At 63.1% G+C, this 19,405-nt stretch carries 21 protein-coding genes and 1 tRNA gene; 12 read left to right on the top strand and 10 right to left on the bottom strand.

Going from position 1 to position 19,405, the window contains the following annotated elements; genetic code table 11:
- Positions 1 to 115: 115 nt before the first annotated feature.
- The 4 genes from LZ585_RS07700 to grxD all read left to right on the top strand — a co-directional run bounded on the left by LZ585_RS07700 (position 116) and on the right by grxD (position 2,178).
- Positions 116 to 1,126: an IS30 family transposase gene (locus LZ585_RS07700; RefSeq protein WP_234853035.1), complete on the top strand. Its 1,011-nt coding sequence runs from the start codon at positions 116 to 118 to the stop codon at positions 1,124 to 1,126.
- 123 nt (positions 1,127 to 1,249) lie between these two features.
- Entirely contained in the window at positions 1,250 to 1,417 is a 168-nt protein-coding gene (locus LZ585_RS07695) for a hypothetical protein (protein ID WP_234853034.1), read from the top strand.
- Positions 1,418 to 1,528: 111 nt separating this feature from the next.
- Positions 1,529 to 1,771, top strand: coding sequence for a BolA/IbaG family iron-sulfur metabolism protein (locus LZ585_RS07690; RefSeq protein WP_234853033.1), 243 nt, complete (start codon positions 1,529 to 1,531; stop codon positions 1,769 to 1,771).
- Between the two features lie 44 nt (positions 1,772 to 1,815).
- Complete coding sequence (grxD, locus tag LZ585_RS07685) at positions 1,816 to 2,178, top strand: Grx4 family monothiol glutaredoxin (RefSeq protein WP_234855783.1); 363 nt, start codon at positions 1,816 to 1,818, stop codon at positions 2,176 to 2,178.
- Between the two features lie 51 nt (positions 2,179 to 2,229).
- Here grxD and LZ585_RS07680 read toward each other — a convergent pair whose 3' ends face one another.
- The 3 genes from LZ585_RS07680 to LZ585_RS07670 form a co-directional block, all read right to left on the bottom strand.
- Entirely contained in the window at positions 2,230 to 2,889 is a 660-nt protein-coding gene (locus LZ585_RS07680) for a phage holin family protein (protein WP_234853032.1), read from the bottom strand.
- Positions 2,890 to 2,898: 9 nt separating this feature from the next.
- Positions 2,899 to 3,333 carry a DUF883 family protein gene (locus tag LZ585_RS07675; RefSeq protein WP_234853031.1) on the bottom strand — a complete coding sequence of 145 codons (435 nt, stop codon included), beginning with the start codon at positions 3,331 to 3,333 and terminating at the stop codon, positions 2,899 to 2,901.
- Between the two features lie 106 nt (positions 3,334 to 3,439).
- A tRNA-His gene (locus LZ585_RS07670) sits at positions 3,440 to 3,516 on the bottom strand.
- Positions 3,517 to 3,616: 100 nt separating this feature from the next.
- Between LZ585_RS07670 and LZ585_RS07665 the strand changes: the two genes are divergently transcribed.
- Positions 3,617 to 3,835, top strand: coding sequence for a DUF6324 family protein (locus tag LZ585_RS07665; protein ID WP_234853030.1), 219 nt, complete (start codon positions 3,617 to 3,619; stop codon positions 3,833 to 3,835).
- Here LZ585_RS07665 and LZ585_RS07660 read toward each other — a convergent pair.
- The 5 genes from LZ585_RS07660 to LZ585_RS07640 form a co-directional block, all read right to left on the bottom strand.
- Positions 3,816 to 4,280, bottom strand: coding sequence for an MmcB family DNA repair protein (locus tag LZ585_RS07660; protein WP_234853029.1), 465 nt, complete (start codon positions 4,278 to 4,280; stop codon positions 3,816 to 3,818). The genes LZ585_RS07665 and LZ585_RS07660 overlap by 20 nt on opposite strands.
- 330 nt (positions 4,281 to 4,610) lie before the next feature.
- Positions 4,611 to 5,588 carry a DUF481 domain-containing protein gene (locus LZ585_RS07655; protein ID WP_234853028.1) on the bottom strand — a complete coding sequence of 326 codons (978 nt, stop codon included), beginning with the start codon at positions 5,586 to 5,588 and terminating at the stop codon, positions 4,611 to 4,613.
- Positions 5,589 to 5,999: 411 nt separating this feature from the next.
- Positions 6,000 to 6,311 (bottom strand): hypothetical protein, encoded by a 312-nt coding sequence (locus tag LZ585_RS07650; protein WP_234853027.1) that lies wholly within the window; start codon positions 6,309 to 6,311, stop codon positions 6,000 to 6,002.
- 74 nt (positions 6,312 to 6,385) lie between these two features.
- Positions 6,386 to 6,874 carry a transcription antitermination factor NusB gene (gene nusB / locus LZ585_RS07645; protein WP_234853026.1) on the bottom strand — a complete coding sequence of 163 codons (489 nt, stop codon included), beginning with the start codon at positions 6,872 to 6,874 and terminating at the stop codon, positions 6,386 to 6,388.
- Positions 6,875 to 6,927: 53 nt separating this feature from the next.
- The gene (locus tag LZ585_RS07640) at positions 6,928 to 7,545 is read right to left on the bottom strand and encodes a riboflavin synthase (protein WP_234853025.1); all 618 of its coding nucleotides are present in this window, start codon (positions 7,543 to 7,545) and stop codon (positions 6,928 to 6,930) included.
- Positions 7,546 to 7,736: 191 nt separating this feature from the next.
- Between LZ585_RS07640 and LZ585_RS07635 the strand changes: the two genes are divergently transcribed.
- The 7 genes from LZ585_RS07635 to cysW all read left to right on the top strand — a co-directional run bounded on the left by LZ585_RS07635 (position 7,737) and on the right by cysW (position 16,232).
- Positions 7,737 to 9,014, top strand: a complete 1,278-nt coding sequence (locus LZ585_RS07635) for a capsule biosynthesis protein (protein WP_234853024.1) — start codon at positions 7,737 to 7,739, stop codon at positions 9,012 to 9,014.
- A 139-nt stretch (positions 9,015 to 9,153) separates the two neighbouring features.
- Positions 9,154 to 10,254, top strand: a complete 1,101-nt coding sequence (locus tag LZ585_RS07630; RefSeq protein WP_390625114.1) for a polysaccharide biosynthesis/export family protein — start codon at positions 9,154 to 9,156, stop codon at positions 10,252 to 10,254.
- A gap of 7 nt (positions 10,255 to 10,261) precedes the next feature.
- A complete protein-coding gene (locus tag LZ585_RS07625) occupies positions 10,262 to 12,253 on the top strand; it encodes a capsular polysaccharide biosynthesis protein (protein WP_234853023.1) in 1,992 nt (663 codons plus the stop codon).
- 208 nt (positions 12,254 to 12,461) lie between these two features.
- Positions 12,462 to 13,559: a sulfate/molybdate ABC transporter ATP-binding protein gene (locus LZ585_RS07620; protein ID WP_234853022.1), complete on the top strand. Its 1,098-nt coding sequence runs from the start codon at positions 12,462 to 12,464 to the stop codon at positions 13,557 to 13,559.
- Positions 13,556 to 14,551: a sulfate ABC transporter substrate-binding protein gene (locus LZ585_RS07615; protein ID WP_234853021.1), complete on the top strand. Its 996-nt coding sequence runs from the start codon at positions 13,556 to 13,558 to the stop codon at positions 14,549 to 14,551. Before LZ585_RS07620 ends, LZ585_RS07615 begins: the two co-directional genes overlap by 4 nt.
- Positions 14,548 to 15,405 carry a sulfate ABC transporter permease subunit CysT gene (gene cysT / locus LZ585_RS07610; protein ID WP_234853020.1) on the top strand — a complete coding sequence of 286 codons (858 nt, stop codon included), beginning with the start codon at positions 14,548 to 14,550 and terminating at the stop codon, positions 15,403 to 15,405. Before LZ585_RS07615 ends, cysT begins: the two co-directional genes overlap by 4 nt.
- On the top strand, positions 15,402 to 16,232 hold the full coding sequence (gene cysW, locus LZ585_RS07605) for a sulfate ABC transporter permease subunit CysW (RefSeq protein ID WP_234853019.1): 831 nt from the start codon (positions 15,402 to 15,404) through the stop codon (positions 16,230 to 16,232). The genes cysT and cysW overlap by 4 nt, the downstream gene beginning before the upstream one ends.
- On the opposite strand, the gene LZ585_RS07600 is transcribed toward cysW, so the two are convergent.
- On the bottom strand, positions 16,233 to 17,555 hold the full coding sequence (locus LZ585_RS07600) for a sigma-54-dependent transcriptional regulator (RefSeq protein WP_234853018.1): 1,323 nt from the start codon (positions 17,553 to 17,555) through the stop codon (positions 16,233 to 16,235). It abuts the gene before it with no gap.
- On the bottom strand, positions 17,552 to 19,180 hold the full coding sequence (locus LZ585_RS07595) for an ATP-binding protein (RefSeq protein ID WP_234853017.1): 1,629 nt from the start codon (positions 19,178 to 19,180) through the stop codon (positions 17,552 to 17,554). Before LZ585_RS07595 ends, LZ585_RS07600 begins: the two co-directional genes overlap by 4 nt.
- Between the last annotated feature and the right edge of the window lie 225 nt (positions 19,181 to 19,405).

The following is a 19,405-nucleotide window of genomic DNA, read 5'->3' as shown; positions in this document are numbered from 1 at the left end:
CTGAATGGCGGAGCACAGGACATTTCTCGATGGTTGCAACAGCCTATAGCTGGGTGGATTCACAAACGAAGTGCAAATGTCAAGATAATACAGGTATTTTCATTGAGGTTGACGAATGGCTTCCCACTACCAGCACCTGAGTTTTGAAGAACGTCGGAAGATTGCCAAATGGCGCGAAGGCAAGATGCCGGTGCCGGAAATCGCAGACCGCCTTTCGCGCCCAGCCTCGACAATCTATCGGGAGCTGAAGCGGAACACGTATCAGGACGCCGAGCTCCCGCAGTATAGCGGCTACTATGCGGTGACTGCTCAGGACAAGTACGAGCACCGCCGTGCGGTTCACCGAAAGCTGGTCGCCGACCCGGAGGTGAAGGCAGCGGTCGAGGATGCGCTCAAGGCGGGTTGGTCTCCGGAACAGATTGCTGGCCGAATGCGGCTTGAGCACCACCGCATCTGCGTCAGCCATGAAACGATCTACCGCTTTGCTTACTCGAAGCTTGGCCTTGAGGAAGCCTTCTATCGCCACCTGCCCGAGCAGCGCAGACGTCGCAGGCCGCGAAACCACCGACGACATCAGCGTAGTCACATCCAGGACAGCCAGAGCTTGTGTCACCGGCCTCCGGTTGTTGCCGAGCGTCAGGAGTTCGGCCATTGGGAGTGCGATCTGATGATGTTCCGCAAGGAAAAAGGCAAGGTGAATGTCACCTCTCTGGTCGAGCGGGTCAGCCGGTTTACCGTTATCATGCGTAATGAGGATCGCCACTCCGAGCCGATCATGGAAGCGCTGATCGCGGGGCTCGCCCCCTTGCCCGCCGAAGCACGCCAGTCAATCACCTTTGATCGTGGCACCGAGTTCTCTGCCTGGCGGCGACTGAAGGACGGGATCGGTGCCGCCACCTGGTTCTGCGATGCGCAGGCACCGTGGCAAAAGGGAACGGTCGAGAACACGAATGGCAGGCTCAGAAAGCACCTGCCCCGCTCGACCGAACCGACGGCTCTGACAAATCGATATTTGAGGTCGATTTGCCACCCCCTTAATTCCACGCCTCGCAAATGTCTGGGCTATCGGACACCCGCAGAGGTCTTCGAAAGCAACCTGATGACTCTCAGAAACAGACTGGAGTAGAAGAAAAACAACGATTTGCGCTTCGGCGTGAGTCCACAATTTCCTCCCCTGTTGCGGAACTTTTATTCCTTCCAAACCTTTCTCGAACAGCAGCGCAATTGGGCGCGCAGAAAGGATAATCTGATGCGACTGATGACAGCGACTCTTTGCGGCAGCATCGTTTTCATGCTGGCGGCCTGCGGAAATACGGCGACGGAACGCGCGGCGACCGGAGGCCTGGGCGGGGCGGTTATTGCCGGGCCTGCAGGCGCGGTCGTTGGCGGAACTGTAGGGGCGGCAACCGCCAACTGATCTTGCCATCACTGCCTCAACGGCCGCGCTTGTCGCGGCCGTTTCCCGTTGGCCTTGCGGGTGCTTTAGCCTTCCCTTACATCATATAGGCAAAGGCAGAAGGACAATCCCATGGCCATGGAAGCGCATGACATCGAGGCCCTCATCCGTGCGGCCTTTCCGCAAGCACAGATCACGATCACCGACCTTGCGGGCGACGGCAACCATTACGCCGCCGAGGTCATCGACGAAAGCTTTCGGGGCCAGAACCGCGTTCAACAGCAGCGTGCCGTCTATGCAGCATTGCAAGACAAGATGGCGGGAAAATCGGGCGCCCTTCATGCCTTGGCATTGACCACCAAAGCGCCTGACTGAGGCCCCTGCCCCTTGGCCAGACCATCAGACACAGGATGAAAGACATGACCGAAGTAACTGACAAGATACAAGGATTGGTGGACAATGCGGATGTCGTATTGTTCATGAAAGGCACCAAGGAAATGCCGCAATGCGGATTTTCCAGCCGGGTTGCTGGCGTACTCAACTATATGGGCGTCGATTATCGAGACGTGAACGTTCTGGCTGACGATGACGTTCGCCAAGGCATCAAGGATTTTTCGGATTGGCCGACCATTCCGCAGCTTTACGTCAAGGGCGAATTCGTCGGGGGCTGCGACATTGTGACGGAAATGACCCTGTCGGGTGAGTTGGACCAGTTGTTCGACCAGAAAGGTGTATCCTATGACAAGGCCGCTGCCGAGAAAATCCGCGAGGCGAATGCCTGATCAGTCAGGAGATTTAACATAAAATGGGCCGCCCTAGGGCGGCCCGCTTCTTTACAGGATATCGTCCTGATATTCGTAATCATCCTCGTCTTCGCGCTCTCGCAACTTGGCCGCCAATGTGACCCCGATTGCGAAGGCCCCCAACAGCTTTGCCATGCTACCAGCATTGCTGCTATTGGCGCGTGACAGGGTATCCGTCGCGCCTTCGACCTTGGACCTTACGGTATCCATGTTCGTTTGGGTAAAGCCCACGGCTTGTGCGGCATTGCGGGCCACCCCGAAGACACGGCGTTCCGTATCGTCGGCCAGCTTCGTCACCTTGTAGCTGGCCTCGTCCATCAAAGACGAAACCTTGTTCCCCGCCATGTCGACGACCCGTTCGGCTTCGGCCCTTGCCTTCTCGATAGCCGCGTCCCTTGCCAGGCTGACCCGGGCCTCGACTTCCTTCTTCAAATCATCTGTCGTGGGCATCTCATGGTGGGTGGCCTTGGACATTCCGAACAGGATCAGCCCCGCCAGAATGAACAGCCCAGCCACGACCAGCGACGCCAAGGCCGGACCCCAGCCTAGGTTATGCGCCAAGAAGGACCACAAGGCGGCGACAAGAAAGCCTGCGGCGACGGCCAGGACGATCCCAGCCGCTGCCTTCATGGCCGACCGACGCGCCGTGTCCTTGAGTGCGAGTTGAAGACGCTGCGCATAGTCGAACATGGTGAAACCTCAGCGACGGGCCAGGATCAGGCCGACCAGGAAGCCGATACCGGCGGCGATGCCCAAGGCCTGCGCCGGGTTGCGGCGGACCATTTCGGACACCTCGTCATACCGTTCCTCGGCATAGTGGGCGACTTCGGATGCCTTCTGCTGGCTGGTCTGATACAACCGTTCAGCCTCGGCCTTGGCGCGGCCGGCATATTCGCCGCCCATGTCGCGCATCCGGTCGGCATATTCCTGCGCGGTTTCCGTGGCTTTCTGTGCCAGATTGGCCCCGCGGTCCTTGAGATTCTCGGCACCCGCGTTGTTTGACAGGTTGCTGGCGGTATCGCGAATGTCGTCGCCGATCTTCTTGGCGCCTTCATTCAGGTCCTTCTTCGCCTGCTGCCCAGCAGCGGTGGCGTCTTTCTTCATGTCGTTTGCAGTAGGGTTGTGTTCAGCCATGGGAATATCCTCCGGTGTGATTGTCACCATCAAGGCTTAAACACACGGACCAAGACCATTGTTCCGCAGACCAGAAGAATAATTGAAAGGCAAAGGCTTGGGGGGATGGTACCGCCTGCCCGGTTCGAACGGGCGACCTCTAGATCCACAATCTAGCGCTCTAACCAACTGAGCTAAGGCGGCATGGATGCGTTCTGTAAACCCCAGCACGCGTGGTTGCAAGCCTGTCTTGCCGGGAAATTTCATGCAGGCTACAGAAAGCCATCAAGGAAGGATCACAATCATGGGCATCAACAGCCAAAGCGACATCGCGGCCAATCTGCAGATCGGCCCCACGGATCAGGGCATGGTGCGGATTTACCTGCAAGGCGAAGGGATCGACCTGCCTCTGGATTTCGACCCCGAGGAAGCGGCAGAAATAGCCGAGGAACTGCTTGCTGCGGCCGAAGCGGCAAACGACATGGGGAAAACCAGCGGAAAGCCTAAAAAGCCCCGGCGGTGAACGCATCGGGGTCGGTCAGCCCTTGCAGGCGCAGGGCGGATGCACGGGCGAAATCACGCATGACCTTGCTGCGCCGCGCGCCGGCCAGCCGCGTTTCGGGCGCCATCCGCTGGATTTCGGCACCATAGGCATCGGCGCAGATCAGGCCGGTGTCGGCGGGAAGCAATTCTGAGGGAAAGTCGCAATCGACTGCCCAGAAATAGCGGTCGCACCATTCGAGGTAACCCTGCCACTTGCGGTCGCCCATGAAATCGGCCCGGCAGCTTTTGCATTCGACGATCCAGAACTCGCCCTTTGGCCCCATGCTGATCACATCGACCCGCAACCCCCGGCTAGGCGTGAATTCCGTCAGCACGGCATGATCCATGCTGCGCAGCAGGCGACCCACGCCGCGTGCAAGACGCTGGCCGGGCATCGCGGGAAGGACGGGTTCCAGGTCGGTCATGGCGCGATCTATAGAACGAAGCGGCAACATTCCACAACCCGCTTGAACAGCCCCCTCCACGCCCTTATCTTTCATCACGGCGGGTTTCTGCTCCTCTTGCGTGCGGCCATTTTTCCACTGGCCTATAATCTTTCCGAGGGGGCTGGCTCTGGCGTGACCCTGGTCTCGTTATCCGGCGCCCACCTGGTAATCCAGGCTTTCGGGAAATCTCGCGCTGCCGCGGTTGCTGCGGTTCCCGCCACCTTTCAAAGCGCCCTGCCCCGCAGCGGCGGTTTTTCCATGCGAAACGGGCGGCCTTGCGACCGCCCTTCTTTATGCCTGCGACGTAGATCAGAAGCCGTAAACGACCGATACACCCAAGGTGTTGTCCGTGCGGATATCGCGGTCTTCTTCGTACTCAGTGGTATAGCTGATGCGGGTCGCCAGTTGGTCTGACATCTGGAAGTTCACACCGAACTGGTTGGTGATCACGTCGGGCGAGTCTTCCGACGACAAGAAATCAGTGTCGTTGGTGATGAAGACCATGTCGTTGAAGCGGTGATACAGCCGCGACGACACGATGTAGCCAAGACCGCTGTCCGAGGAGTCATCAACTGCAACGGTGTCATAGATGGCATCGCCGGTCACTGGGTCTGTACCAACTTCAACCAGATCGAAGCCCGATTTCTGTGCGCCGCTCTGGGTATAGCGATAGCCGATACCAGCCTGGACACGCCATGCGGTCTGTTCAGTATTGATCACGCGATAGCCGGGGCCGACCCCAATGAAGCCATCGCGAGCAAGTTGGTCGAGATCTTCGGCAACATCCTCATCGTCGTCGATGCCGAACTGATCACCGTTGGCAAGACCATCGATGCTGAAGCGTCCCAACACGAAGGCATAAAAGCGATCGTTGAAGTAGTACGCACCATCATAGATGACCGAGACGTCTTCCCTATCCTTATCGCCATCATCGTCCTCGCCGAACTCGAGCAGCATCCCGATCGACTGCTGCCAGGGGCCAGCATTATTCGACACACGGCCAGCCAGCGAAAAGTCTTGGCCTTCGCTGTTGCCACTATCACCCGCATATGTCAGCGCAACCGAACCAAACAGGCCCTCGCGGCGATCCGGGTTGCCGAAACGCGCGTCGTCGTTATCGCGGTCAAAATCGTCCTGCACCGCATCTTCAACGTCAATGATGCGGTCATTGATGCCGGAAATTCCGGTCGCATCGGCGCCTGCGGCGATTTCCGTCTGGGCAAAAGCCGGAGCGGACAGAGCGGCAATCAGAGCGGCGGTGCCGGTCAGCAACGTAATTTTTTTCATCTCATCCTCGCGAGCTGAGTTTCGTTGTTCTGGACGACTGTCAGACGCCAGAGCATCTCTGCGAAAGATGAAGTAATCCTGCCCTGTCTTGATTCATAGACCCCTAAAGAACGTCCACGACTCCCAAAAACGTGAGGGTAAATGCCGCCGAGCTACTTGGGCCAAAACTTGCCGAAATACGTCAGTGATATCAAACGAAGGAACCAAACTGAATAGATGGGAAGCCTCTGCCAAGATTAATAAAATCATCTTCCGAAGCACGAAATAAAGGCGTCATAAATATTATTCGATTTGAAACAAAGACGTGAATGCCCAAATTTTAGACAGTAAGGCGGCGTGTTCCAGCCGGGCAAGATGTTGCAGAATGGACACGATGCACAAAGCAATCGCGTCGTGCTTGTCTGATTTCTTTTATTTTCGCCGTGTCGTTGCCGCTGGGACATGGACTCTGGCCATCGGACGAGGACGCCTGACAGATGATCGGCGGCCCGATGAAGGCGGGGATTCTGCCTGTCCCATCACGGCAATCGCGAACTGAACCCCTGCAAAGACAATTGTGTTGAAAACGATCAGCATGATGACTGCCAGCCAGCCTACGCTGCTGTTCAGGATCAGGTGGCGCAAATGTGCCACGTCCAAGGACATCAATGCGGCAACAAAGCAACAGGCCAGTGCGGCGCCGATCAAGACGCTTCGGATATAGACACGAATCATCATCGGCATGATACACCCCGGACGCATGAAGTCCCGAATATAGGGCATTTATGTGAGAAATGCAGCAGGAAGTGCGTGCTGCGTCAGAACGCCTCGGGACGCAGCTCTCGGGCAACGTGGTCCAGGACGGCATTCACGAACTTCGGTTCGCGGCCCTCGGGAAAGAACGCCTCGGCCAAGCGGACGTATTCGGTGATGACGACCTTGGGTGGGGTCTGCGGCGTCACCAACTCGGCCCCCGCCGCGCGGAACAAGGCGCGCAGCACCGGGTCGATCCGGTCGATGGGCCACTTGGCCACCAGACCGCGATCGGTCGCCTGGTCGATCCGCGACTGCCAATTCACCGCCCCGTCGACGACACGGGTAAACAGCCCTTCATCGGCGGGCAGATACCGGCCATCCTCATCCTCGGCCCCCAAGCGGTGGGTTTCGAATTCCCGCATCACCCGTTCGGCAGACTGGCCCGCAGCTTCCATCTGATAAAGGGCCTGAACGGCGTAAAAGCGCGCGCCGCTGCTTTTCGCCCGGCGGTCGGCACGCTTGTCGTTCTGCTTGTCGTCGTTCGGGTTCATGGATCGGGCCTTGTCAAAGAGACCGGCTGCAATGTCGTGAAAGCCGCCCCGCGTCAAGCCCCGGCAGGCAGGGGCGCGCTCATTGCCTCGGCCAACCGGGCAACGTATCTAGCCAGGGTGTCGATCTCCAGGTTGACCTCGTCGCCCATGGCAACCCCGCCCCAGGTCGTCACCTGGCGGGTATGCGGGATCAGGTTCACGCCAAAGCGGTTGCCAGCCACCTCGTTCACGGTCAGGGAGGTGCCGTTCAGTGCGACCGATCCTTTGGGGGCGATATATCGGGCCAAAGCGGACGGAGCCTCGAATGTCAGGCGTAGGCTGTCGCCTTCGTCGTGCAGACCAACCACACGGGCCACGCCATCGACATGGCCGCTGACGATATGGCCCCCCAACTCATCGCCCACGCGCAGGGCGCGTTCCAGGTTCAGGCGGCGTCCGGCCTGCCAGCCCCCGGCACCGATATTGGTCTTGGACAGCGTCTCGGCCGAGATATCGACGGTGAACCAACCCGGGCCTTTGTCCACCACGGTCAGGCACACCCCGTCGCAGGCAATCGAGGCGCCCAGATCCACGGTCGCCATGTCATAGCCGCAGTCGATCCGCGCACGCATGTCGCCCCGCATTTCAACCGCGGCTACGGTGCCGATATCCGTGATGATGCCTGTGAACACGCGAAAACCTCTTTTCTTCGGCAAAGACCTAGGCGATAGCATGGTGCAGCGCAAGCATCGCACGGCCCGTTGCCGTCTGTATTCCCCATTGTACCAGGTGCCAACAGAAACGCCCCGCCGTTAACAGGAATGGTATGGTGCTGCAAAACCGACAATCCCTTTCGTCGTACACGGCCGTTGCGCCCGATCCCGTGCCGCGCGTTTTTCTGTTATTGCAGGGTCCGCACGGCCCGTTCTTTGACCGGCTAGGCCAGATGTTGCGGGCTGCGGGTGCGCAAGTCTGGCGATGCGCGTTCAATGCGGGGGACGAGTTCTTCTGGTCTGATCCGGCGCATCTGCTGCGCCATACCGGCAGCAGCGCAGACTGGCCCGCGTTCCTGGCGCGGATTTTGGCCGAAAAAGGGGTGACGGATATCGTCCTTTACGGCGATGTGCGCCCGATCCACGCGGCCGCGCGCCATGCGGCCCAAGCCCTGGACCTGCGCCTGCACGTGTTCGAGGAAGGCTATCTCCGCCCCTACTGGATCAGCTATGAACGCGGCGGGTCGAACGGGCATTCGGCGCTTTTGGACATATCCCTGACCGAGATGCGCGCAACCCTGCGCGACACCGCATCCGAGGTTCGCCGCCCGCCTGCCCATTGGGGCGATATGCGCCAGCACAAGACCTATGGCGCGTTCTATCATTTCCTGGTTCTGGCGGCGAACCGCCGCTATCGCCAGTTCGCCAGCCACCGCGCCTTGCCGATCTTTGCCGAGTTCCGGCTGAACCTGCGCCGCCTGATGCTGACGCCGGGTCATTCGGTGGCGCGGGCGATTCAATGGCGGCGTTTCAGACTGACGGGCGATCCTTACCTGCTTGTGCCGATGCAACTGGAACATGATTCCAATATGCTGGGGCATTCGCCGTTTTCCCGGAACCGCGACTTCGTGGAGCAGGTGGTGGCAGAGTTTGCGCGGTCCGCCCCCAGGCATCATCACCTGCTGTTCAAGGCGCACCCGCTGGAGGACGGCCGTGCCAGGAACCGCCGTGCCATCCGCGATGCGGCGTCCCGGCATGGCGTGGCGCACCGGGTGCATTATTTCCGGGGCGGCAAGCTGGCCGACATGATGGCCCATGCTCGCGCGGTGATCACCGTCAATTCGACGGCCGCCCAGCAGGCATTGTGGCGCGGGCTGCCGGTCAAGGCCCTGGGCCGCGCCGTCTATTGCAAGCCTGGGTTGGTGTCGGACCAGACTCTGGCCGATTTCATGGCCCATCCCCAGCGGCCCGATATTGCCGCCTATCGCATCTTTCGTGACTATCTGCTGCAAACCAGCCAGGTTCCGGGAGGATTTTATTCCCGCCGTTCGCGCGCCCATGCCCTGCGGCTGGTCGCAGACCTGATCCTTGCACCCGAGGATCCCTATCAGGCCCTGGCCACGGGGCGTGTCCACCGCCGCCAGCAAATCGGCGAAGTTCTGGACTAGGGTTCAGGAAGGTGTGGCATCCGTACGGCGCAGGGTCTAGATTGCGCGCACAACCGGGCGGCAAGTCCGGGACAAGGAACAGGAGTTTCGAAAGGTGACAGTGAAGCTTTCTCCTGCCCGTCCGGCAGCAGGTCTGGCCATGCGCCTGACCCTGATCGTGGCCATGGCGCTGCTTACGGCGTGCAGCCTGCCCCGGTCCGGCCCCAGCAAGTCCGAGATCTATTCGGGCGCCGTCGAGAAGGGCGGGAACACCCATGTGATCTATGTGAACGATCACGTTGCGCGCACCACGAACTTCACCCCGTCCTATGGCTTTTCCAACAGCTTCCTGGGCGCGGGACAGGTCGGCGCGGATGAAATCCGGGCAGGCGACGTGCTGGGACTGGCGATCTGGGAAAACGTCGACGATGGGCTGCTGACCTCGCTGGGGGCCAGCTCGACGGCCTTGCAGGAAATCCAGGTGGACAGCGGCGGCTATATCTTCGTGCCCTATGCGGGCCGGGTGCAGGCGGCGGGCAACACGCCCGACCAGTTGCGCCAAGTCATCACCGAGCGGTTGGCGACGCAAACGCCCGACCCCCAGGTGACTGTAACCCGCGTGGCAGGCGACGGGGCCACGGTATCGGTCATGGGCAAGGTCACGGCCCAGGGCGTTTATCCGATCGAGCGGCCCACCCGGTCGCTGTCGGCCATGCTGGCCCGTGCAGGCGGCGTCTCCATCGAGCCCGAGATCGCCGTGATCACGGTCAAGCGCGGCAACAACAACGGCAAGGTCTGGCTGACCGATCTCTATTCCAATTCCAGCAACGACATCGCGCTGCGCCCCGGCGACGTGATCCTGGTCGAGGAAGATCAGCGCAGCTTTACCGCACTTGGCGCGCTTGGCGGCCAGACCCGCGTGCCCCTGGGCAACGAGATGATCAACGCGGTCGAGGCGGTGGCGATGGTCGGCGGTCTCAATTCCAACCTCGCCGACCCGACCGGAGTTTTCATCCTGCGCGACGAGCCCGAGCAGGTGGCCTCTCGGGTTCTGGGCAAGACGGTGCAAGGATCGCAGCGCATCGCCTATGTCCTGGACCTGACACGGCCCAACGGGCTGTTCCTAGCCCGCGACTTCCTCATCCGGGACGAAGACACGGTCTATGTGACCGAGGCGCCCTATGTTCAGTGGCAAAAGCGGCTGGCAGCCTTGATCGGGCCGATCAACTCCGCAAACTCGATCCAGAACCTGTCCAACTGACCTGCGGATGACGGATGACCTGAAAGCCGCCGGCAAACAGGACCGGCGGCTTTTCGCATTCAACGGAGGGTTCTGGCGGGCGCCGCGCCTGCGCCGCATCCTGACGCTGGCGGGTTGGGATTTGCGACTGGGCCTGCCTGGCACGGGCGATAGCGTGGCGATCTGGGGCAGCAGTCCGACCGCGTGGCGCGGCCGCGCCATTGCGCGGCGCACCAAGGCGGGTCTGGTGACGGTCGAGGATGCGTTCCTGCGATCCATCCAGCCCGGCCGGGCAAGGGGCCACCTTGCGCGGCGCGGGCCGATCGGCTTGCAGATCGACCCGTTCGGGGTGCATTTCGACGCCACCCGCCCCTCGCTGATCGAACGGCTGATCGTCCAAGGCGCAACCGCCGGGCTGGAACAGCGCGCCCGTGACGGTATCGCCCGGCTGCGTGCGGCCGATTTATCGAAATACAACAGCCACCGCCCGGATCTGCCCGTCCCGGATCCAGGCTATGTCCTGGTGATCGACCAGACGCACGGTGACGCATCCCTGATGGGCGCGGGGCGCGACCGGTTTCTGGCAATGTTGGACACGGCCCGGCGCGAGCACCCGGACCGTCCCATCCTGCTGCGAAGCCACCCTGAAACGATCCGAGGCCTGCGGCCCGGCCATCTGACCCGCGGCGACCTGCGACCGGGGGACATCCTGTGCGACCGGGAAACATCCCCCTGGAAGCTGCTGGAGAACGCCCATTCCGTTTATGCCTTCAGTTCGCAATTGGCATACGAGGCGATCCTGGCCGGGCACCGCCCCCGCCTGTTCGGCCAGCCATTCTATGCCGGATGGGGCCTGTCCCAAGACGAATATCCCCTGCCCCCGGAACGGCGCGGCCCTGCAAAAGTTGAGGCGCTGTTCGCCGCCAGCCACCTGTTGGCGCCGGTCTGGTATGATCCCTGCCGCGACCGGCTGACCGATTTCGAAGGCGCCCTGGCCCAGATCGAGGCGGAAGCAAAGGCGTTCCGGCAGGACCGCGACGGGCATCTGGCCTATGGGATGCGGCTATGGAAACGCCCCGTCATATCGCGCGCCTTCGGCGACGGCGCGGGGGTCCGGTTTACTGGCAAGCCGTCGCCCGATGTGACGCTGGCTTGTGCGGGCAAGGCAGGGCGGGTGCCGGGCGCGATCCGGGTGGAAGACGGATTCCTGCGGTCGCGTGGTCTGGGGGCTGCGTTGACGCCGCCCTTGTCGCTGGTGGCCGACGATCTGGGCATCTATTACGACCCGACGCGCGAAAGCCGCCTGGAACGCCTGATCGCAAAGGGTCCGCCCCCGGGTGGCGCCGCACGGGCCGAACGGCTGATTGCGGCCATTCGCAAGGCGGGCTTGTCCAAGTACAACCTGACCGGCAGCTATCGGCCCACCGCGACCCATCGCCGCCGCATCCTTGTTCCAGGCCAGGTCGAGGACGATGCCTCGGTCCGGTTGGGCGCCGGGGCGGAACGCACGAACGAGGATCTGTTGCGCCGTGTGCGCCGGGAAAACCCGGATGCGCATCTGATCTTCAAGCCCCACCCCGACGTCGAATCGGGCCTGCGCCCCGGCGCGGTGGACGCCACGCCCCATGCCGACGGGGTGGCAGTCGCCTCCGATCCCATATCCTTGCTGTCCCATGTGGACGAGGTCTGGACGATCACCTCGACCTTGGGACTCGAGGCGCTGTTGCGCGGCATCCCCGTGACGACCCTTGGCGCACCCTTTTATGCGGGGTGGGGCCTGACCCGGGATCTGGGTCCGGTCCCCCGGCGACGCACCGCCCGGCCCGGCATAACGGATCTGGCCCATGCCTGCCTGATCGCCTATCCCCGCTATCGCGATCCGGTGACAGGCCTGCCCTGCCCTGCCGAGGTCGCGGTGGATCGCCTGCGCGACGGCATCAGCCCGCGTCAACCCGCGCTGCGCGTCCTTGCCAAGGTGCAGGGACGGCTTGCCGGGCACAGTTGGATCTGGCGGCGCTGAGAATTGCAAAAAAGGGAAAACGTCGCGCGGCATCCGCGGCTATCCCGAACGCCACCTGCGCTGTGCGGCGTGTTGCAGACCGGGATTTTCTGCAGTCGTGCCGGCGAAGAATGCGGTTCTCTGGCACGCGCGCGGAACGCCGAGGGGGGTTCCTTGGCAAGTGAGTTGCGCGTTGTTAACTGTTGCCCGCAAACAGGAAAGTCCACCCATGTCCCTTGCCGTTTCGCATCTTGCCCGACGCTTTGGCGCAACCCAGGTCTTGCGCGGCATCGACCTGACCGTGGCCGAGGGCGAACTGGTCGCGCTTCTTGGCCCCTCGGGGTCGGGCAAGACCACGCTGCTGCGCATCATCGCCGGGCTGGATTGGCCCGATGCGGGCGCGTTGTCCTTTGACGGCATGGACTGGCTGACGAAATCCGCCGCCGAACGCCGCATCGGTTTCGTGTTCCAGCATTACGCGCTGTTTCCCCATATGACGGTGCGCGACAACATCGCCTTTGGCCTGACGGTTCTGCCGCGCGCCGAGCGCCCCGGCAAGGCGCAGATCGCGGCGACCGTGGACGGGCTGCTGCGCTTCCTGCAGATCGACAGGCTGGCCGACCGATATCCCGCCGAACTGTCGGGCGGGCAGCGCCAGCGGGTCGCCCTGGGCCGCGCCATGGCCATCAACCCGCGTGTTCTGCTGCTGGACGAACCCTTTGGCGCGCTTGACGCCCAGGTCCGCCGCGACCTGCGCCGCTGGCTGCGCGGGGTCCACGACAGCGCCGGCACCACCACGATCTTCGTGACCCACGACCAGGAAGAAGCCTTTGAACTGGCCGACCGCGTGGTTGTGATGAACGGCGGCGTCGTCGAACAGATCGGCCAGCCGGACGAGATTTACGACCACCCTGCGACGCCCTTTGTCGCGCGTTTCCTGGGCCTGACGGTCGATCTGCCTGTTACGATGGCGGCAGGCCGGGCCTATGCGGTGGGACTGGATCTGGCCGCCCTGCCCCGGCGGGCGCTGCCTGATGGACCGGCCCGGCTGTTCCTGCGTCCCGCCGACATCCAGCCCATCCCCGACCCCGCCGCGCCCTTCCGCGTGACCGAGATCGCCACGACCGGCGCGCTGCTGCGGGTCGCGGCCGAGGACGGCACCGGCTGCCGGATCGAGGCTGAGGTTCCGCGCCGCGACGGCCGCGGGCTGCGCCAGGGCCAGCCCGTGGCCTTGCGCGCCGTGGCAGGCCAGATTTTTCCCGGCGGCGCGTCGCAGTCCGCCCTGCCGATCCAGACCCCGAAGACCCTCAAGGAGGCCCGCTCTTGAAAACCCGCCTGACCACTGCCCTTGCCCTTGTTCTGGGCCTTGCATCGCCCGTCGCCGCGCAGGACGCGATCCTGAACGTATCCTATGACATCGCACGCGAGTTGTTTGCCGAACTGAACCCGGTCTTTGCCGAGAAATGGCAGGCGGAAACGGGCCGCAGCGTAACCATCGACCAGTCCCATGGCGGTTCGTCTAAACAGGCGCGCGCAATCCTGGAAGGGCTGCCCGCCGATGTCGTGACCTTCAACCAGGTGACAGATATCGACGTGCTGGCCAAGGACGGCCTGGTCGGCGCCGACTGGCGCGAGGCATTCCCGAACCAGGCGTCGCCCTATTATTCGCTGCCCGCATTCCTGGTGCGCGAAGGCAATCCCAAGAACATCGACGACTGGGATGACCTGATCCAAAAAGGGGTTCAGGTCATCTTCCCGAACCCCAAGACCAGCGGCAATGCGCGCTATACCTATCTTGCGGCCTATGCCTATGCGCTGGACAAGAACAACGGGGATCAGGCGGCGGCGCAGGAGTTCGTCAAGAAGGTCTTTGCCAACGTGCCGGTCTTCGACCAAGGCGGGCGTGCGGCCACCGCAACCTTCGCCGAACGCGGCATTGGCGACGTGCTGATCACCTTCGAGGCCGAAACCGGCGGCATTGCCCGCCAATATGCCGATGCGAAACTGGAACGGGTCACGCCATCGCTGTCGGTTCTGGCCGAATTCCCGGTCGCTGTCGTGACGGAGAACGCGGAAAGCAAAGGCACCGCCGAGGTGTCGAAGGCTTATCTCGATTTCCTGTATTCGCCCGATGCGCAGCGTATCCTTGCGCAAAACTTCAACCGCGTGCATGACGAGGCGATCACCGCCGAATTCGCCGCGAACTTCCCCAAGGTGAAGCTGGTCACGGTCGAAGAGGTGTTCGGCGGCTGGGACAAGGTCCAGCAAGAACATTTCGCCGAAGGCGGGATCCTTGATTCCGTGTTCGTGAACCAATGAGCGTTGCGGCGGTCATCGACGCCCCTGCCGGGCGGCAAAAACGGGTGCTTCCGGGCTTTGGCCTGACCATGGGCCTGACGCTGACCTATGTCGGCATCATCGTGATGCTGCCCGTCATCGCCCTGGTGCTGAAGGGGGCGGAAATCGGCCCCACCCGGTTCTGGGAGATCGTGACCGCCCCCCGCACACTGGCCGCGCTGCGCCTGACCATCACCGCGGCCGCCCTGGCGACGGTGTTCAATGCGGCATACGGGCTGTTGATGGCCTGGGTGCTGGTCCGCTATCGCTTTCCGGGTCGCCGGCTGCTGGATGCGATGATGGACATTCCCTTTGCCCTGCCCACCGCCGTGGCGGGTCTGGCGCTGACGGCGCTGTTTTCTGCGAATGGCTGGTATGGCGCGATCCTGGCGCCCACCGGAATTTCGGTTGTCTATACCATCTGGGGCATTGCGATCGCGATGTCCTTTACCTCGATCCCCTTTGTGGTCCGCACCGTCCAGCCGATCCTCGAGGATCTGGACCCCGGCCAGGAAGAAGCCGCCCGCACGCTGGGCGCGACGCCATTCCAGATCTTCACCAGGGTGATCTTTCCGGCGATCCTGCCTGCCTTCCTGATCGGCACAACCATCGCCTTTGCGCGCTCGCTGGGCGAATTCGGCGCGGTGATCTTTATCGCCGGGAACCTGCCCATGAAGACCGAGATCGCCTCGCTTCTGGCGGTGATCCGGCTTGAGGAATATGACTATAACGGTGCTGCGGCCATCGCATTGACACTGGTCGCCATCGCCCTTGTGCTGCTGGCGCTGTCGAACTGGCTGCAAGCGCGCCTGACCCGGCGGAGGGTTCCGGCATGAACGCGCTAGCCCCCGCAGCCCTTGCCCCCCGCCCCGATCGCGGCACCGCACGGCTGCTGATCGGCCTGGCCGTGGCGCTGACGCTGTTCATCGTCGTCGTGCCGCTGATCTATATCCTTTGGCGCGCGCTGTCCGAAGGCTTTGCGGTCTTTGCCCAGAACATCCTGGCGCCCGACACGCTGCACGCGATCTGGCTGACCTCGGTCGTCGCCGTGATCACCCTGCCGGTCAACCTGGCCATCGGGATCAGCGCCGCGTGGTTGATCGCCCGCTTCACGTTCCCCGGTCGCAAGCTGCTGTTGACCATCATCGAGCTGCCGTTTTCCATCTCACCCATCATCGCCGGGGTCTGCTATTTGCTGCTTTACGGCCGGCAAGGGTTGCTTGGCCCCGTCCTTGCGGCGGGCGACATCAAGATCCTGTTCGCGCTGCCCGGCATCGTCCTCGTGACGCTGTTCGTGACCGGTCCTTTCGTTGCCCGAGAGGTTCTGCCCCTGATGCAGGCCCAGGGGTCGGAACAGGAACAGGCGGCTCTCACATTGGGCGCGTCCGGCTGGCAGATCTTCCGTCGGGTGACGCTGCCCAATATCCGCTGGGCGCTGCTTTATGGCGCGGTGCTTGCAACGGCGCGGGCAGTGGGGGAATTCGGCGCAGTTTCGGTCGTATCGGGCGCAATCCGGGGGCAGACGAACACCCTGCCCTTGCAGATCGAGCTGCTGTTCAACGACCTGAATACCGCCGGCGCCTTTGCCGCCGCATCGACCCTGACCCTGATCGCCCTCATCGTGTTGGTCCTGAAAACCATCATCGAGGGACGGACGCGCTGATCAGCGCCGGAAATCCGTGGGCCTGATCCCGTGCCGGGCCAGCTTGTCGTAAAACGTCTTTCGCGGCAGTTGCAGCCGTCCCATCGCAGCCGTTGCATTCCCGCCCGCCAGCCGCAGGGCATCACGGATCAGTTCGGCCTCGTATGCGGCCACCAGATCGGCCAATCCCGGTGCATCGTTGTTGCCCTGCGCATCAAAGGGCGTCACGCCAAGAGCCTGGCTTTCGGCAAATCCCCGCAGTTCTGGCAGGTTGCCCGGCCAGCCATGCCCCGACAGCCGCGCCTTGACCGCGCCCGTCATCGCGGGCGCTGGCCGATCCAGCCGCGCACAGGCAGCCAGCAGGAAATGGCGATACAGCGCCGGGATGTCCTCTCGACGCTCTGCCAGCGACGGGACGGGCAGCACCGTGCCCGACAGGCGATAGAACAGTCTCGTGTCGAACCGGCCATCCGCCGCCAGCCGCGCAAGATCGGCGCTGGTCGAGGCCAGAAGCTGCACATCCGTCGGGCGCGGCGCGGCGGCGCCGGTGGGCCAGAACTCACCTGCCTCCAGCACCGCGGCCAGCCGCGCCTGCATGGAGGGCGACAGCCCATCCACGCGGTCCAGGAACAACACCCCACGCTGCGCCCGTTCCAACTGGCCCGTCTGCCGGGTGCCGCGCGGTCCCGGCGCTTCGCTGCCCAGCAGGTCGGCTTCAAAACGTGCATCGTCCAGGGCGTCGCAAGCCAGATGCACGAAACTGCGGGCGCGGCGCGGGCCTTGGCGGTGGATGGCGCGGGCCAGGACCAGCTTGCCCGCGCCGTCAGGTCCGGTCAGCAGGGCGCTGCCCCCCGCGCCGGCCACGCGGTCCAGGGCTGCGCGCAGATGGGCCATCACCTCGCTGCTGCCGGACAGTTCGGGAAAGCTGCCCGATGCGTCGTGGCTGGCCTGCCGCAAGTCGCGGTTTTCCAGCACCAGTGCGCGGGCCGACAAGGCGCGGTTCAGCGCGGCCAGCAGCCCGTCGCGCGCCACGGGCTTGGTCAGGAAATCATAAGCCCCTGCCTTCAGCGCGGCCACCGCCATCGGCACGTCCCCATGCCCGGTCAGCAGGATCACAGGCAGATCCGCGTCGATGGCGTGCAGGTGGCCGAAGAATTGCAGCCCATCCATCCCGGGCATTCGCACATCGGACAGAACGACGCCCGGATAATCGCGCGTCATCCCTTTCAGGGCATCGGCGGCAAGGCTGAAATCCTCGACCTGCAAACCCGCCATTTTCAGGGTCTGCACTTGGACCGCGCGCAAATCCTCGTCATCGTCCACCAGCCGGACCAGTCCCGTCATGCGGCTTTCCTCAGCGTCAGGTGAAACGCCGCCCCGCGGCCTAGGACCGGTTCATCCGCCGTCAATTCGCCGCCGAAATCGCGGGCGATGTCGCGGGAAATGACGAGGCCAAGGCCAAGCCCCTGCGCCTTGCCGGTCGCAAAGGGCGCGAACAGTTGTTTCATCACATCTGGCGATATGCCGGGTCCGTTGTCGGCAACCGTCACCACGACGCGATCCCCCCGTGCACCGACCTCGATACGGATCCACGGATCGGGGCAGCCTTCCTGGGCCTCGAAGGCATTGGTCAGAAGGTTGACCAGGATCTGTTCCAGCCGGACCTGTTCGCCCATGACGGCCAGTCCTTCCGGCATATCGGGAAGGTGGATGGCGATGTCCCCAGCCTTGCGGCGACTGGCGGTCAGCAGCAAGGACGCCTCGATCACTGGGCGCAGAGGAACGGCGGTGACCTGACCAGTCGCCTTGCGGGCAAAGCCGCGAAGCTGGTCGGTGATCTGGCCGATCCGGTCGGTCATGCGGGCAATGCGGGTCAGGTTGTCGCTTGCAGGACCGCATGGCTGCATGACCTGTGCGTTTTCCGCCAGCAGCCGGATCGTCGCCAGTGGCTGGTTGATCTCGTGCGCGACGCCTGCGGTGATCTGGCCCATCGTTGCCAGCTTATTGGCCTGGACCAGATCGGCCTGCATTTGCGACAGCCTTGCCTGTGCAGCCTGACGTTCGCGCATCTCCTCGGACAGGTCGCGGGTGCGCTCAGTCACCGCGCGTTCAAGTTCCGCACGATAGCTGCGGTCGGCCGCAGCCTTTCGAACTGACCGCAGGCGCGACCGGCGGGCCTGATCGGCCATTGCCAGCAGCAGCAGCACCGCCAAGCCTGCCGCGCCTGCGGCATAGCCTGCCGTCTGCTGGACCTCGCGCAGCGGGACCAGCATGGTCACGGTCCATCTCGTCCCCCGGACCGGCAGGGTGATGGGCAGGCTGTCAGGCGCCGGCGGAACCGCGACCGCAAAGCGGCGCGCGGGATCCGTCGTGATGATGACGCGGCCGTCGCCTTCGGTCACATGGGTGGCGTTCGGGCTGCGCGCCCAGGCTGACTCGAGCGCATCGAATTGCACCTTGACAACCACGACCCCCAAAACCGCCGCGCCGTCGCGCACATCGTGGGACAGGTACAGCCCCGGCTGCCCGCTGACGGTGCCAAGCGCGAATTCCATCGCCGTGGGATGCGCTTGGCGGAAATAATTGCGAAAGCTGTAATCGTGCCCCACGAAACTGTCCGGCTGGTTCCAGTTCGACGCGGCAATGGTCCGGCCATCGGCATCCAGCAGATACAGGACCGCGCTTTGCGTCTCGGCCCCCAGGCGCTCCAGCTTGGCCGATACCGCATCGCGCCCTTCGCGCGCCGATCCGCGCAGGATGGACTTGACCATGGCGTCGTCGGCCAGGATGGCGACAACCGCGCGCTGCCGGTCAAGGATGCTTTCCAGCGTCAGGGCACGTGACTGAGCTGCGGCAAGCCCTTCATTGCGCAGATCCTCTAACGCGCCTGCGCGGATAGCCCAGAAGGTTGCGGCCGGAACCAGGACCAGCAATGCCAAGGCCGTCAGCATCGCAAACCATCCCGCCACGCGTGGCAGGGCTGGCGAATCGCCAGCACTCAATACGGTGCCTTCTGTGTCCGCCAAGCCCTGGCGCCCCCGGAATGGTGTTTCAAATCCCACACTAGCAGTTTGAGCCTGTGCGGAAAACCACACATCTTTTCAGGGCTGAGACCCGAAAATAGCCATGTTTTCAGCGCATTGCCGCTATGCCGCAAGTTTTTTGGGCAACCATGCGGCCCGCGTAGGATGTCC

Origin of the sequence: Paracoccus everestensis, assembly GCF_021491915.1 — a bacterium.
Classification (GTDB): domain Bacteria; phylum Pseudomonadota; class Alphaproteobacteria; order Rhodobacterales; family Rhodobacteraceae; genus Paracoccus; species Paracoccus everestensis.
This window is presented reverse-complemented; position numbering and strand designations above follow the sequence as displayed.

Excerpts from the sequence above, each read along its gene's own strand:
- LZ585_RS07700 (WP_234853035.1), top strand. The coding sequence starts at position 116 with ATGGCTTCCCACTACCAGCACCTGAGTTTTGAAGAACGTCGGAAGATT.
- LZ585_RS07695 (WP_234853034.1), top strand. The coding sequence starts at position 1,250 with ATGCGACTGATGACAGCGACTCTTTGCGGCAGCATCGTTTTCATGCTG.
- LZ585_RS07690 (WP_234853033.1), top strand. The coding sequence starts at position 1,529 with ATGGCCATGGAAGCGCATGACATCGAGGCCCTCATCCGTGCGGCCTTT.
- grxD (WP_234855783.1), top strand. The coding sequence starts at position 1,816 with ATGACCGAAGTAACTGACAAGATACAAGGATTGGTGGACAATGCGGAT.
- LZ585_RS07680 (WP_234853032.1), bottom strand. The coding sequence starts at position 2,889 with ATGTTCGACTATGCGCAGCGTCTTCAACTCGCACTCAAGGACACGGCG.
- LZ585_RS07675 (WP_234853031.1), bottom strand. The coding sequence starts at position 3,333 with ATGGCTGAACACAACCCTACTGCAAACGACATGAAGAAAGACGCCACC.
- LZ585_RS07665 (WP_234853030.1), top strand. The coding sequence starts at position 3,617 with ATGGGCATCAACAGCCAAAGCGACATCGCGGCCAATCTGCAGATCGGC.
- LZ585_RS07660 (WP_234853029.1), bottom strand. The coding sequence starts at position 4,280 with ATGACCGACCTGGAACCCGTCCTTCCCGCGATGCCCGGCCAGCGTCTT.
- LZ585_RS07655 (WP_234853028.1), bottom strand. The coding sequence starts at position 5,588 with ATGAAAAAAATTACGTTGCTGACCGGCACCGCCGCTCTGATTGCCGCT.
- LZ585_RS07650 (WP_234853027.1), bottom strand. The coding sequence starts at position 6,311 with ATGCCGATGATGATTCGTGTCTATATCCGAAGCGTCTTGATCGGCGCC.
- nusB (WP_234853026.1), bottom strand. The coding sequence starts at position 6,874 with ATGAACCCGAACGACGACAAGCAGAACGACAAGCGTGCCGACCGCCGG.
- LZ585_RS07630 (WP_390625114.1), top strand. The coding sequence starts at position 9,154 with ATGCGCCTGACCCTGATCGTGGCCATGGCGCTGCTTACGGCGTGCAGC.
- LZ585_RS07625 (WP_234853023.1), top strand. The coding sequence starts at position 10,262 with ATGACGGATGACCTGAAAGCCGCCGGCAAACAGGACCGGCGGCTTTTC.
- LZ585_RS07620 (WP_234853022.1), top strand. The coding sequence starts at position 12,462 with ATGTCCCTTGCCGTTTCGCATCTTGCCCGACGCTTTGGCGCAACCCAG.
- cysT (WP_234853020.1), top strand. The coding sequence starts at position 14,548 with ATGAGCGTTGCGGCGGTCATCGACGCCCCTGCCGGGCGGCAAAAACGG.
- cysW (WP_234853019.1), top strand. The coding sequence starts at position 15,402 with ATGAACGCGCTAGCCCCCGCAGCCCTTGCCCCCCGCCCCGATCGCGGC.
- LZ585_RS07600 (WP_234853018.1), bottom strand. The coding sequence starts at position 17,555 with ATGACGGGACTGGTCCGGCTGGTGGACGATGACGAGGATTTGCGCGCG.